The 13,532-nt window shown below is 71.7% G+C and carries 10 protein-coding genes; 5 read left to right on the top strand and 5 right to left on the bottom strand.

What is annotated here, in order from left to right; all coding sequences use genetic code 11:
- Nucleotides 1-296: 296 nt before the first annotated feature.
- Entirely contained in the window at nt 297-962 is a 666-nt protein-coding gene (locus B7R87_RS14000) for a TOPRIM nucleotidyl transferase/hydrolase domain-containing protein (protein WP_006348427.1), read from the bottom strand.
- Between the two features lie 513 nt (nt 963-1,475).
- On the opposite strand from B7R87_RS14000, the gene B7R87_RS14005 reads away from it, so the two are divergent.
- The 4 genes from B7R87_RS14005 (at nt 1,476) to B7R87_RS14020 (ending at nt 6,343) form a co-directional block, all read left to right on the top strand.
- Nucleotides 1,476-2,153, top strand: coding sequence for a carbonic anhydrase (locus B7R87_RS14005; RefSeq protein WP_006348426.1), 678 nt, complete (start codon nt 1,476-1,478; stop codon nt 2,151-2,153).
- Nucleotides 2,154-2,397: 244 nt separating this feature from the next.
- The gene (locus tag B7R87_RS14010) at nt 2,398-2,940 is read left to right on the top strand and encodes a SigE family RNA polymerase sigma factor (protein WP_006348425.1); all 543 of its coding nucleotides are present in this window, start codon (nt 2,398-2,400) and stop codon (nt 2,938-2,940) included.
- Nucleotides 2,924-3,934 (top strand): hypothetical protein, encoded by a 1,011-nt coding sequence (locus B7R87_RS14015; protein WP_006348424.1) that lies wholly within the window; start codon nt 2,924-2,926, stop codon nt 3,932-3,934. The genes B7R87_RS14010 and B7R87_RS14015 overlap by 17 nt, the downstream gene beginning before the upstream one ends.
- 111 nt (nt 3,935-4,045) lie before the next feature.
- On the top strand, nt 4,046-6,343 hold the full coding sequence (locus B7R87_RS14020) for a transglycosylase domain-containing protein (RefSeq protein WP_040915819.1): 2,298 nt from the start codon (nt 4,046-4,048) through the stop codon (nt 6,341-6,343).
- A 110-nt stretch (nt 6,344-6,453) separates the two neighbouring features.
- Here the strand turns inward: B7R87_RS14020 and B7R87_RS14025 are convergent, their stop codons facing one another.
- Nucleotides 6,454-7,818 (bottom strand): hypothetical protein, encoded by a 1,365-nt coding sequence (locus B7R87_RS14025; protein ID WP_040915825.1) that lies wholly within the window; start codon nt 7,816-7,818, stop codon nt 6,454-6,456.
- Between the two features lie 147 nt (nt 7,819-7,965).
- Here B7R87_RS14025 and B7R87_RS14030 point away from each other — a divergent pair, with 147 nt between their 5' ends.
- Entirely contained in the window at nt 7,966-8,952 is a 987-nt protein-coding gene (locus B7R87_RS14030; protein WP_130585381.1) for an NADPH:quinone reductase, read from the top strand.
- Nucleotides 8,953-9,157: 205 nt separating this feature from the next.
- Here the strand turns inward: B7R87_RS14030 and B7R87_RS14035 are convergent, their stop codons facing one another.
- From B7R87_RS14035 to cysS, 3 genes are all read right to left on the bottom strand, one after another.
- Nucleotides 9,158-10,789: a DoxX family membrane protein gene (locus B7R87_RS14035; RefSeq protein WP_130585382.1), complete on the bottom strand. Its 1,632-nt coding sequence runs from the start codon at nt 10,787-10,789 to the stop codon at nt 9,158-9,160.
- A gap of 197 nt (nt 10,790-10,986) precedes the next feature.
- Nucleotides 10,987-11,937, bottom strand: coding sequence for a 23S rRNA (guanosine(2251)-2'-O)-methyltransferase RlmB (gene rlmB, locus B7R87_RS14040; protein ID WP_006348419.1), 951 nt, complete (start codon nt 11,935-11,937; stop codon nt 10,987-10,989).
- Nucleotides 11,938-12,036: 99 nt separating this feature from the next.
- A complete protein-coding gene (gene cysS / locus B7R87_RS14045) occupies nt 12,037-13,437 on the bottom strand; it encodes a cysteine--tRNA ligase (protein ID WP_006348418.1) in 1,401 nt (466 codons plus the stop codon).
- Between the last annotated feature and the right edge of the window lie 95 nt (nt 13,438-13,532).

The raw sequence follows: 13,532 nt of genomic DNA on the forward strand, positions 1-13,532 counted from the left end.
GTTAATAGCCCGATCAGCCGACATAAGTATCACCGGATGAGCGATATCCGGAGGCCCACTGCAGGATTCGAATTCCATGAGAAGATCACCGGACTGATCATTTCCCGGATTCCCCGTCGGCGGTATCGGATCCACGGGCCGCCTCGAATCCGCGTCCCCCGATCATCTGCTCCCCGGTGGCCGCAAACTATCCCATAGCCCCTGATTCTGGAAATCATCAGGGCAGCCGGTATCCGTGGTCACCGCGGGGCCCGATCCTCGGGAGTACTGAACGGGGCACCGGCGGGGCCCGGTCGTCAGAGGGCCGCCAGCAGATCGTCCAGCGGTGCCGGTACGCGGTCGGGGGCGAGGGCCTCGACCAGAGCGCGGCCGTAGTGGATCTTGCGGCCCTTCTTGGTGCCGAGGAAGCGCCGCAACTGCTGCTGCGCGGTGCGGTCCTGCTGGGCGGGCTGGTGGAGGAAGGTCCGCAGGGCGCGGTGGTCGCCCTCGTCGTGGACGAGTTCCCGGACCCGGTCCGGGCCCAGGGCGCGGATCAGTTCGTCCTCCAGATCGGCCGCGCAGACGAAGATGCCCTCCGGGGCGGCACCGGCCCGTTCCCAGCCGCGGACGTAGTACGGGTGCTCCGCCTCGTCGCAGAGTCCGGTCAGGCGCAGGCCGAGGCCGGACGGCCCGAGGAGGGCGGCGAAGCGTCCGACGCTCATCGCCCCTCCCATCGACAGCACGCAGACCCCCTCGGCCGCCAGGTCGCGGCCGCGGCGGGCGGCCAGGGCGTCGACCGCGGCGGTGTCGCTCAGTCCTTCCAGGAGGACGACCGTGCGGACCGGCAGCAGCGCGGCGAGTTCACGCGCGACACCGGCCGGATCACCGGGTCCACCGGGTACGCCGGGTACGCCCGGCCCCGCGGGCGCGGCGGCCGCCGCCCATGCCGTCACCGCCGCCCGGAATGCTTCCATCTCGGCCATGAAGGCGAGTCTTCGCCCTCACCGGCCGCCGTGCCAGGGGTTTTTCCACGCCCGGCCGGTGCTCCGTACCGCGGTCGGCGCTCCCGTACCGCGGCCGTGGAACGCCCCGTGGACGGGATAAGTCCAGGCCCGATTCCGGCCCCGGTGTTGATCTACGTGCCGGGCCGCGGACCCCGGCGGGCGGCCGGACCGGGGCGGAAAGCGGAACCGCCCGCTATCGGTGTAGACGGCCTACGCCTCTGCACGTCGGCGCGGGGTCCCCGCGGACACCGCCCGACGGAATGAGAGATACCGGTTAATTCCCGGGATCTGTCTCCGTCAACTCACGAACCACCCCATGTCCCGCATATCACCTTGGCCCATTTGATCGCTTACTTCTGCCAACTCGCCAGCCTAGATTCTCGTTTCATGAAAGAAACGGAAAAGAAAGAGTCAACCGGGTCGCAAGCCTCAGCAAATTCATTGGCGAGCAGCCGACGTGGTCTGCTAAGGGGACTGGCCGCAGGCGGCCTGGTGGCCGGAGCCGGGCTGTCCTTAGGCGCCGGACCCGCCACCGCCGCATCGCGGCGGATCGCGCGGCAGAGCGCATCCTGGACACCGCCCAACAGCCCGAGCCAGGCGGAGCAGGAGCTCTTCGTCCACGGCAACGACCGCTGGAAGATGCAGGCCCAGCTCCATCCCCGCGAGTACGCGGACACCCGCACGCCCCTGGTCGCCGCCCAGCACCCCTGGGCGATGATCGTGAGCTGTATCGACTCCCGCGTACCGCCGGAGCTGATATTCGACCAGGGTCTCGGCGACCTCTTCGTCAGCCGGACCGCCGGACAGGTCCTGGACGGCGCTGTGCTCGGCAGCACCGCCTACGCCGCCACCAAGTCGTACGTGAAGCTCATCGTCGTCCTCGGGCACCAGGGCTGCGGCGCGGTGCAGTCGGCGATCGAAAGGAAGGACAACCCCGGGACTCCCAACTTTCCCCCGCGCCTTGAGTTCCTCACCGACCGCATCAAGGACGCGATCCCTCCCGCCGGCACTCCGAACCGGGAGAACCTGGCGATCAACGAGAACATCCGGCGGATCCGGAACCAACTGCTCCAGGAGCCCCAGATATCGCCCCGGGTGGCGGCGGGAACCCTGAACGTCATCGGCGCCCGCTACGAACTGGACACCTGGATCGCCCACAAGATCAACTGATCCCGCCGGGCCGGACCGCCCGCGGCCCGCACCTCCCCCCACGACCGCCCGTCTCCCTGCGCCCGGGAGGCGGGCGGTGCCCGTATCTGGCTCCCTCGGGAGACCGGGCGGCGGGCCCGATCACCGGGCGTTCGAAAATTTCCGGCGCCCGCAGGCAACCCAACCGGGCCCCCGACCCCTTCCTCCTGTGTGGGACAGCACGCGCGAGACGGCGGAGCGGTACGGGAAGGACAGGGTCAGCAGGATGGGGTTGCCTGGCGACGACGCGGGCTTCGAGGCGTTCGTCGCCGCACGGGGTCCCCGGCTGCTGCGCACGGCATGGCTGCTGACCGGCGACGCCCATCTGGCCGAGGACCTGTTGCAGACCACCCTCGCCAGGGTGTGGCCCAAGTGGCCACGGATCGCCGGGGAGCATCCGGAGGCGTACATCCGCAAGACACTGGTGAACACCTACACCGAGTGGTGGCGCAGACGCTGGCGGGGCGAAGTGCCCCACGCCGAGCTGCCGGACGCCCCCGCCGGGCCCGACGAACGGCCGAACGACCCGTTCGCCCGGGTGGATCTGGAGCAGTCACTGGCCGCGGCGGTACGGGCACTCCCCAGGCGCCAGCGGGCGGTCGTCGTCCTGCGGTTCTTCGAGGATCTGAGCGTGGCGGAGACGGCCGCCACCCTGGGCTGCGCCGAGGGCACCGTCAAAAGCCAGTCCGCCAAAGCGCTGAAGACCCTGCGGTCGGTGGTGCCGGTCTCTCTCGCGGCAGGGGGTGAGCCCTGTGGCCGAGCCGCATGACGGACCGCCCGCCGACGCGGCAAAGGACCGGGACGACGACACCGCGGCGGAGCACGAACTGCGGGTGATGCTGGCCCGTACCGTGCCCAATCTGCCGACCCCGCTGGACCGGATGGGCCAGGTGAAGGAGCGGGTACGGCGCCGCCGGCGCAGGCAGCGGGCCTGGGGCGCCGCGCTGGCCTTCGCCGTCCTCGCCGGTGGCGGGCTGCTGCTCCCGCAGGCCCTCACCGGGGAGGGCGGGGACCCCCGGCCGCTCGTGGCCGAGACCGCGGAACGGGAAAGCGGGCCGGTGACACCCGCCGCACCGCGCCGGGCGCAGCGGACGGTCGTGCATCCCGGACTGGCCGGGATGGAATTGAGCGTTCCGGTGGAATGGCAGACTCTGACCATGCCGGACGTACCCGCCTACAGGGGAATAGTCGGCAACAACACCCTGTATCTGTCGACCCAGCCCCTCGCCCGATTCCCCACCCCGTGCAACGGCAGGACCCGCTGCACCCCCGTGGAACAGCTCCGGCCCGACGGTGTGCTGGTGCAGTTCCAGATGGCTTTCGGCGCCCAGGTCCCCGAGAAGACCAGACAGCTCGGAAAGCCGCTCATCCGCAACGACGAGATGTACACGGCCTGCAAGGACATCGGCGGCGCCTACGACTACAGCGGCGCCATCGGCGGGGTTCCGCACCCGGACAGTCCCGTCTTCGTCTCCGTCTGCGCGGGCCCCGATATGCCGGAGGGCCGGCTGCAGGAGATCACCGGGTTCATGGCGAAGGCGGTCTTCCGCGGCACCGGCAAACCCTCGGCCGCGGAGCGGGACGCCCCTCCCCCGGCCGGCACCGCCCTCGACGACCCGGCGACGCAGACCTCCGACCGGCCCGGAACCCGGGCACCCGCCCCACCGGGGACCGGGAGCACCGCCCCACCGGAGACCGGGAGCGCTGACCCACCGGGGAGCCGGCACGCCGACCCGCCGGGGACCCGGCACGGTGTTCCATGATCGTCCGGAGGTTCGGTTACAAGATCGTCGATATTCCGTCACCGGGACCACTCCCGCGATCAGGGACAATTTCCTTCCGGACTCCGGACAGAACCACATTGGATCAACGCCATGCCATTGAAGCGCTCGGGCGGGGGCCGCTCGGCGACCCGCCAGGCCGCCACGTTCCTCGGTATCAGCATGCTCTCCGGAGCGGTCCTGGCGGGCATTGCCCTGCCGGCGGCCGGTGCGCTGGGGCTGGCCGCCAACGGGACGGTCAAGAAGTTCGACGAGATACCCGCCAATCTGAAGACCCCGCCGCTCAGCGAGCGCACGAGGATCCTCGATGCGAAGGGCGGCACGATCGCGACGGTCTACTCACGTGACCGCACCGTCGTCGCACTCGACGCGATATCCCCGTACATGCAGAAGGCGATCATCGCCATCGAGGACTCGCGCTTCTACGAACACGGCGCGATCGACCTCAAGGGCGTGCTGCGCGCCCTCAACAAGAACGCCCAGGAAGGCGGGGTCGCCCAGGGCGGTTCCACGCTGACCCAGCAGTATGTGAAGAACGTCTTCGTCGAGGAGGCGGGCGACGACGTCGACAAGGTCGCCGCCGCCATCCAGCAGACCCCCGGCCGCAAGATCCGCGAGATGAAGTACGCGATCCAGGTCGAGGAGGAGCTGGGCAAGAAGAAGATCCTGGAGAACTACCTCAACATCACCTTCTTCGGACAGCAGGCCTACGGCATCGAGGCCGCGTCCAAGCGGTACTTCTCCAAATCGGCCAAGGACCTCAAGCTGGAGGAGGCCGCGCTGCTCGCCGGGCTCGTCCAGTCCCCCAGCCGCTACGACCCGGTCCGCAACCTCGACGTCGCCACCCAGCGCCGCAATGTGGTGCTGACCCGGATGGCGCAGGTCGGAGCCGTACCGAAGGCGGACGCCGACCGGGCGAAGGCCACCCCCGTCGCACTGAAGGTCAGCAAGCCCCAGAACGGCTGCATCACCGCCGACAACGGCGCGGCCTTCTTCTGCGACTACGTCCGGAACGTCTTCCTCCAGGACGAGGCCTTCGGCAAGACCCGCGAGGACCGCGCCAAGCTGTGGAACCGCGGCGGTCTGACGATCCGCACCACCCTCGACCCGAAGTCGCAGAAGGCGGCACAGGACTCCATCAAGCGGTACGTCTACAAGAGCGACAAGGTCGCCACCGCCGTGACCATGGTCGAGCCCGGCACCGGGAAGATCCTGGCGATGGGCCAGTCCAAGCCGTACGGCTTCGGCAAGAACGAGACCCAGATCAACTACTCCGTCGACAAGAAGATGGACGGATCGAACTACGGCTTCCCGGTCGGCTCGACGTTCAAGCCGTTCGTCGCCGCGGCCGCGCTGGAGGAGGGCCGCTCCGCCGGGCAGGTGTACTCCTCGCCGTACGAGATGAAGTACCCCGACCGGATCGCGACCTGCGACGACAAGGCGTGGGTCAACACGTCGAACGAAGACCTGACCAATGAGATGGAGTCCGAGAAGGGCCCCTATCCCCTCAAGACGGCGATGGAGCTGTCGGTCAACACCTACTTCGTGCAGATGATCGCCGATATCGGGCTCTGCCCGGTGAAGAAGATGACCGACAAGCTCGGTCTGGTCGTCGGCAACGGCAAGAAGCTCCAGATGTCGCCCTCCGGTCTGACGCTGGGCTCCGAGGGCATGTCGCCGCTGACCATGGCGTCGGCCTATGCGACCTTCGCCAACCGGGGCACCTACTGCACCCCGGTCGCCATCGAGACCATCGAGACCACCGACGGCCGGAAGATCACCCCGCCCCGGTCGAAGTGCTCGCGCGCCATGACCGAGAAGACCGCCGACACGATCAACGGGCTGCTCAAGGGCGTCGTCTCCGACCAGGGCACCGGCAGCAACGCCGGTCTGCCGGGGCGGGACAACGCGGGCAAGACCGGTACCACCGACGGCCGGAAGAACGCCTGGTTCGTCGGCTACACCCCGAACCTCTCCGGCGCGGTATGGGTGGGCAGCGCCTCCCAGCAGGTGGAGATGTTCAACATCCGGATCGGCGGCAAGTTCAAGGCGAAGGTCTTCGGCGGTGAGGTGCCGGGTTCCGTCTGGCGGGACGCGATGCGCGACGCGCTCAAGGACAAGGACCGCCCGAAGTTCGCGCCGGTGACCATCCCCAACCCGAACCCCAAGGCCGGAAACGACGGCGAAGGTGAAGGCGAGGGCGAGGGCGACCGCGGTGAAGAAGGCGAAGGCGGCAACCGCGGTCCCGGAAACGGCAACGAGAACGGGAACGGCAACGGGAACGGGAACGGCAACGGTGGCGGCAGGCCGGGCGGTGGCGGCGGCGACGGCAACCAGGGCGCCAACCCGGGCAACGGCGGCGACGGCGGCGGTGGCGGTCGCGAGGACTGACGGCTGACGCCTCACCCGTACCCGTAGCGCCGTATTCCGTACGGCAGAACGGCAGAACGGCCCGGCCCCCGGAAGGCACCGCCTCCGGGGGCCGGGCCGTTCCCGTTCCCTCACTCCCCCGCGTGCACCACCGTCCGGCCGTCCGCCGCGGTGATCTCCACCCCGGACAGGTCGAGCCGCCGGTCCGCCGCTCCCGCCAGGCGCACCGCGTCGGCACCCCGGCCCTCCGCCCTGATCCCGCCGCCCGCCGTGAGACGGTCGAGCGCACCGTCCACGTCCACGGTCACCACCCCGTCCCCACTGCCGGCGATCCGGCCGCCGACCGTCATCCTGCCGATCCGGCCGCCGGGTTTGACGCTCAGCGCGGTCGCCGCCAGGTCCAGCTGCACCCCGCGCACCAGACTGCTGCCGATCCCGCCGGCCGTGACCAGGTCGCCCCGGATGTCGAGATACGGCAGGTCCTTGCTGACCTGCACCCCGACCGCGCCGTCCCCGGTGGTGGTGATGGAGTCGAACGCGGCGTGCCGCAGCGTCCCCTCGTACACATTGAAACCGCGCGCCCCGACGCCGTGGGTGGTCAGCGGCGCCCGTACGTCGAGCCGGTCGATATCGCCGAAGTTGACGAACCCGATCCCGCTCGGGCCCTTGGAGGTGACGGGCGCGGTGGCCTCCCAGTCGACGACCTGCCCCCAGTTGTCGAGGACCATGTCGTTCTGGCCGTAGGTGGTGACGGAACCGGCGGTGTGCACCTTCTCGACCCGGGCCCCGGAGATCACGAAGACCCCGCCGCTGATCAGGTCCGGAGTGCCCTCGGGGATCCCGCCGTCGGTGTGGATCTCGCCCGTGCGCAGCAGGCCGACGCGTACGGTGCCGCCGTCGCCGGTCCCCTCCCAGCTGCCGTGGCCGCCGACGAACACCCCGCTGCCGCGGACCGGTTCCGCGGCGCTGCCCGCCGCGATGTCGAGCAGTTCGGCGGTGATGACGGCGGCGGGGTCGGCATGGAGGTTCCAGAGGGTGAAGGCGCCCTGGAGGGCGTCGACGCCGAAGCCGTGCGGCCGGGCGGCCCGGCCGCGCAGATCCGCCGCCTCGACGGTGAGGCCCTCGACCGCGACATGCCCCGAGCGGACGTCGTCCGCGGCCAGCAGCAGCACCTGGCCGCGGGTGCGGACCCGGCGCAGCGTCAGCGTCCCGAGCCCGGCGGCGCCCGCTCCGCCCGTATTGCCGACGGCGATCTCGTGGTCGGGGCAGTGGACGGTCACGTCCTCCAGGGTGTTGTCGCGGGTGAGCCGCAGGCCCCGGGCGCCGAAGACGAGGGTGCCGCCGCGCAGCCGTACCCCCGGCGCGAGGGTGAGCATCGGCATGCCCCGGAGCGTGCCGTCGACGTGGATCGCCGGGGCCTCGTCCCGGACCGCGTCCATCAGCTCCGCGGCCGTCGTCACCCGGGTCCACCGGGTCCCGCCGTCGCCGTCCGTCATGGCCGCCACCTTCCGCTCGTCCGCGCCCACCAGGCCCTTTCTCACCGTACGACCGCGTCCGCGGTACCGCACGGTGCCCGGAGCGCGAGCGGGCCCCGGGCCTCGTACCCTCGAAACGGCAGACGTCCCCCGAGCGGGAGGTTCCGGATGCGTGCCGCCTGGTACGAGGAGCAGGGCCCGGCCGCCGCCGTACTGCGGACCGGTGAGCTGCCGGGGCCGGTGCCCGGGCCCGGCGAGGTGCGGGTCAGGGTCGCGGTCTCGGGCGTCAATCCCGGCGATACCAAGAAGCGTGCCGGCTGGCTCGGCTCGCGCATGCCGTACCCGAGGGTGATCCCCCACAGCGACGCGGCGGGTGTCGTGGACGCCACGGGCGACGGCGTGGACGCGCGGCGCACCGGGGAGCGGGTGTGGGTGTACGGGGCGCAGTCGTACCGCCCCTTCGGTACGGCCGCGGAGTACACGGTCGTCCCCGCCGACCAGGCCGTACCGCTGCCCGCGCACGTCCCCGACGATCTCGGTGCCTGTCTCGGCATCCCCGGGATCACCGCGCACCGCGCCGTCTTCGCGGACGGCCCGGTCGACGGCCGGACCGTGCTGGTCCACGGCGTCCTCGGCGCGGTCGGCTCGCTGGCGGCGCAGCTCGCCCGCTGGGGCGGGGCGACGGTCCTGGGGACGGTGGTGCGGACCGGGGACCTTCCGGAGGTCGACCGGTCCGTCGTGGACGGTGCCGTCGCGCTCGACGGGGAGGATCCGGCGGCGGCGCTGCGGGCGTATGCGCCGGGCGGGGCGGTGCACCGGATCGTGGAGGTGGCGCTCTCCGACAACGGGCCGCTGGACGTGGCGGTCGCGGGCAACGACACGGTGATCGCCGCGTACGCGACCCGGGCCGATCCCACTCCCCTGCCGTTCTGGGAGCTGCTGTTCAAGAACGTCACGCTGCGGCTGCTCGGCAGCGACGACTTCCCGCCGGAGGCCCGCCGGCAGGCCGCCCGGGACCTCACGTCCGCGGCGGCGTCGGGCGCTCTCGCCGCCCCCGTACGGGAGCGCTTTCCGCTGGATGCGATCGCCCGCGCGCACGACGCGGTCGACGCGGGCGGCCGGGGCCGGATCCTGGTGACGCTGCCGCAGGACTGACGGGCCGGGGCGCGGGCGGCGTACCGTACGGCCGCGGGAGTACGGCATCGACGGGCGCGGAACCAGCAGACGGCGCCGCACCCCGCCGTGGCGGCGGCCCGGGCGGCGTACGCCCCGTAAAAACGGAGCCCGGCCCGGGCGGCGGGTGCGGTGCCGCCGCCCGGGCCGGGCGCTGTACGGGGCCGGACCGGGCCCCTGGCCGGGATCAGCCCAGCAGACCGCCGAGGACCCCCTTGCCGCCGCCCGAGTCGCCGCCGCTGCCGCCCGGGGCGCCCGATGAGCCACCGGAGCCCGCCGGGGCGCCCGACGAGCCGCCGGAGCCGGAGCCGCCGCCCGTCGACGAGGGGCCGGAGGAGCCTGACGGGGCCTTCGCCGGGCCCGAGGTGTCCGGAGCCGACCGGCGGCCCGTGGTGCCCTGCGTCTGGCTGGGCCGGTCGCCTACCCGGCCCGTCTCGCGGACCGTCCCGCTCGGCGGCGCGGACTTCTTCTCCTCCGGCTTCTCCTCCGCCTTCCGGCTCGCGGCAGGCGCAGGCTTGCGGTCCTCGCCGCCCTCCGGGCCCGCGGACGTCTTGCCACTGGTCGGCCGGTCCTGCGGAAGCGACGAACCCGGCAGGTGGTTGGTCGGGTCCTGGCCGGGCCGCGGCACATTGACCACGGTCTGGGAGCGGACCGCCCCGCCGAGCACCGAACCGATCAGCAGCGTCAGGCCGATCACGACCGCCGTGATCACCGCACCGCGCCGCAGCACCCGGCGGCGCAGCTCCCACAGCTCGGACCGGGGCCCGAGCCGCCGCCAGGCCTCGCCCGCGAGATGGCCGTCGACCGAGTACACCGGGGCGCCCGCGATGATCAGCGGGGACCAGGCGGCCAGATAGACGATGTCGGGCGCGTCGTACGCGGGAACCGTCTTCCAGCTCACGGTCAGGATCAGCGCCGCCGACAGCAGCGCCCCGACGACCGCGGCCACCCGCTGCCAGAGGCCCAGCACCGTCAGCACGCCCACGACGACCTGGAGGAAGGCCACCGTGAGACCGGCGCCGACGGGGTGCGAGAGGGCGAAGTCCCGCAGCGGTTCGGCGAGCGCCCACGGATGGAGGGAGTTGAGCCACTTGACCATGGACCCGCGCTCGCCGCCGTCGAAGTAGACGGGGTCGCAGAGCTTGCCCATGCCCGCGTAGATGGAGATGAAGCCGAGGAAGACCCGGAGCGGCAGCAGCACCACGCCCAGGTTCATCCGGCGGCCCGGGTAGTACGCGTGCCGGACCGCGTCGTTGCCGTGCCGCTGGGGGCGGCCGGTGGTGATGGTCTGGTCGAACTCGTCCTCGTCGTCCGCCCCGTCGTACGCGCCGTCCCGGCGGTCGTACGAGGTGGAGGAGGGGTACGAGTCGTAGGCGCCGACCGCCCGGCGCATGGGCGGCAGCAGCGGGGTGACCGGCACGGGCGCAGTGTCTGCGGTGGCGGTGTCGACCGCGACGCGCGGGATGACCTGGGTCGCCCCCGTACCTTCGTAGCCGTCGTAGCCGGGGGCGTGCGCTCCGCGCTCGGCGGTGGCCGTACCGGTGGAGTTGCGCACGGCCTGGAGCAGGCCCGAAGCGGCCGTGTCACCGGGCGCGGACCGGCCGCTCCACACGACCGGCGGACGCCGCCGCGCGGCGGCCGGGGGGCGGGCGCCGCCCGCCGTGGATCGTACGGGGCGCGGCCGCGCGCTCGGGGCGAGCTGCACCCGGAAGCTGGCGTGGTTGACGATGACCTGAGCGGGGTCGGAATGAACCTTCACCATGCTCAGCGCAGGCTGATCATCGAACCCGGACCGGGGCGTTCTGGTGTCCACACTCATCTAACCGAGTGACATCGCGTTAGGACACTGCCGCGATCCGGCTTTCCTGTCCGAGGCCCGTCAAGCGCAGGTGAGAGCGCCGGAAGCGGCCGGAGCGGCGGGCGCAAGTCCGGCGCGCCGGGCGTGTCGCAGCATCACCCGTTCAGTACGTCCGGGCCACCGCTCCGGGGGCGTACCCCGGAGCGGTCCGCCACGGCTCAGACGCGGCGGCGCGCCGCCTCGTACAGCACCACGCCCGCCGCGACACCCGCGTTCAGCGATTCGGCACCGCCCGGCATCGGGATCCGGACCAGGAAGTCGCAGGTCTCACCGACCAGCCGGGACAGGCCCTTGCCCTCGCTGCCGACGACGATGACGACCGGGCCGCCGAGCGCCTCCAGATCGCCGACCTCGTGCTCGCCGTCCGCGGCGAGGCCGACGACCGTCAGACCGGCCTTCTGGTACGACTCCAGGGCGCGGGTCAGATTGGTGGCACGGGCGACGGGGGTACGGGCGGCGGTACCGGCCGAGGTCTTCCAGGCACCGGCCGTCATCCCCGCGGCGCGGCGCTCCGGCACGACCACGCCGTGCCCGCCGAAGGCCGATACGGAACGGACGACGGCGCCGAGGTTCCGCGGGTCGGTGACCCCGTCGAGGGCGACGATCAGGGCGTCCTCGCCGTCCTCGGAGGCGGCGGCCGCGAGGTCCTCGGGGTGGGCGTACTCGTACGGCGGGACCTGGAGGACCAGACCCTGGTGGTTGAGCCCGTTCGTCATCCGGTCCAGCTCGGGCCGGGGGGCTTCCATGATGTTGATGTTGCCGCGGCCGGTGGCGAGCTGGAGGGCCTCGCGGACCCGCTCGTCGTTGTCGATGAACTGCTGGACGTACAGCGTCGTCGCGGGCACGCCGTCGCGCAGCGCCTCGAAGACCGGGTTGCGGCCGACGACCATCTCGGAGGTGCCCTTGCCGCCGCGGCGGGCGACGGGGCGCCGCTGGGCCTGCTTGGCCTTGGCGTTGGCGACGCGGTTCTTCACATGGCCCTTGCGGGCGGACGCGGGCGGGGTCGGGCCCTTGCCTTCGAGGCCGCGGCGTCGCTGGCCACCGCTGCCGACCTGCGCACCCTTCTTGTTGGATGTGCGGCGGTTCCTGCGCTGGCTGTTCCCGGCCATGACACTCTGCTTCCTGCTGTTACTGCTGCGTCTACGTCTCTATGTCAGTGTGCCGCCCGCGGGAGCGGGCGGCACATCACCGGCGGTGCCGGCAGGGGCTCAGCGGGTGCCGAGCGTCCACCGCGGTCCGTCGGGGCTGTCCTCGATGACCAGTCCGGACTGCTGGAGCTGGTCGCGGATCGCGTCGGCCGTGGCCCAGTCCTTACGGGCGCGGGCGGCCTCGCGCTGCTGGAGCACCAGCCGGACCAGGCTGTCGACGGCGCCGTGGAGGTCGTCGCTGTCGTCGGCCTCGCCCGCCCAGTGCGGGGCGAAGGGGTCGAGCCCGAGAACGCCCAGCATGGCCCGCACCTCGGCGGCGCGGGCGATCGCGGTCTCCTTGTCGTCGGCGGCGAGCGCCGAGTTCCCCTGGCGGACGGTGGTGTGGACGACACCGAGGGCCTGCGGGACGCCCAGATCGTCGTCCATGGCCTCCGCGAAGGCGAGCGGCACCTCGGACGCGGGCTCCACCGTCGTACCGGCCTTCTCGCAGACCCGGGTCAGGAAACCGGTGATCCGGGCGAACGCGGAGGCCGCGTCGTCCAGCGCCTCCGGGCTGTACTCGATCATGGAGCGGTAGTGCGGGGTGCCCAGGTAGTAGCGGAGGACGATCGGTTTCCAGCGCTGGACCATCTCCGAGACGAGGACCGAGTTCCCGAGGGACTTCGACATCTTCTCGCCGGACATGGTGACCCAGGCGTTGTGCACCCAGTACGTGGCGAAATCGTCGCCGTACGCCTTGGCCTGCGCGATCTCGTTCTCGTGGTGCGGGAAGATCAGGTCGATCCCGCCGCCGTGGATGTCGAAGGCCGGGCCCAGGTACTTGTGCGCCATGGCGGAGCACTCCAGATGCCAGCCGGGGCGGCCGCGGCCCCAGGGGGTCTCCCAGTCGGGCTCGCCGGGCTTGCTGGCCTTCCACAGGGCGAAGTCCCGCGGGTCGCGCTTGCCGGTCTCGCCCTCGCCCGCGGGCTGGCGCAGCTCGTCGAGGTCCTGGTTGGAGAGCTCCAGATAGCCGGGGAACGACTTCACGTCGAAGTAGACGTTGCCGTCGGCGGCGTAGGCGTGGCCGCGCTCGATGAGACCGCGCATCATTTCGATCATCTCGGGCACATGGCCGGTGGCGCGGGGCTCGTAGGTCGGCGGGAGGCAGCCCAGGGCGTCGTAGCCCGCGTTGAACGCGCGCTCGTTCTCGTAGCCGATGGACCACCAGGGGCGGCTCTGTTCCGCCGACTTCTTGATGATCTTGTCGTCGATGTCGGTGACGTTGCGGATGAACGTGACGTCGTAGCCGCGGTAGGCGAACCAGCGGCGCATGATGTCGAAGTTCAGCCCGGACCTGATGTGCCCGATGTGCGGGGCGGCCTGCACGGTCGCGCCACAGAGGTAGATCGAGACACAGCCCGGTGTGAGCGGGACGAAGTCACGGATCTGCCGGGCGCTGGTGTCGTACAGGCGAATAGTCACCCCCCCAGGGTAGTGGGCGTGCGATAGTGCCCCGCTCCTTCCCGGCCACCCGGCCGGCCCACGGGTCCGCCCGTCCCCTCCCGTACCTCCGTACC

Origin of the sequence: Streptomyces tsukubensis (assembly GCF_003932715.1) — a bacterium.
Classification (GTDB): Bacteria; Actinomycetota; Actinomycetes; order Streptomycetales; family Streptomycetaceae; genus Streptomyces; species Streptomyces tsukubensis.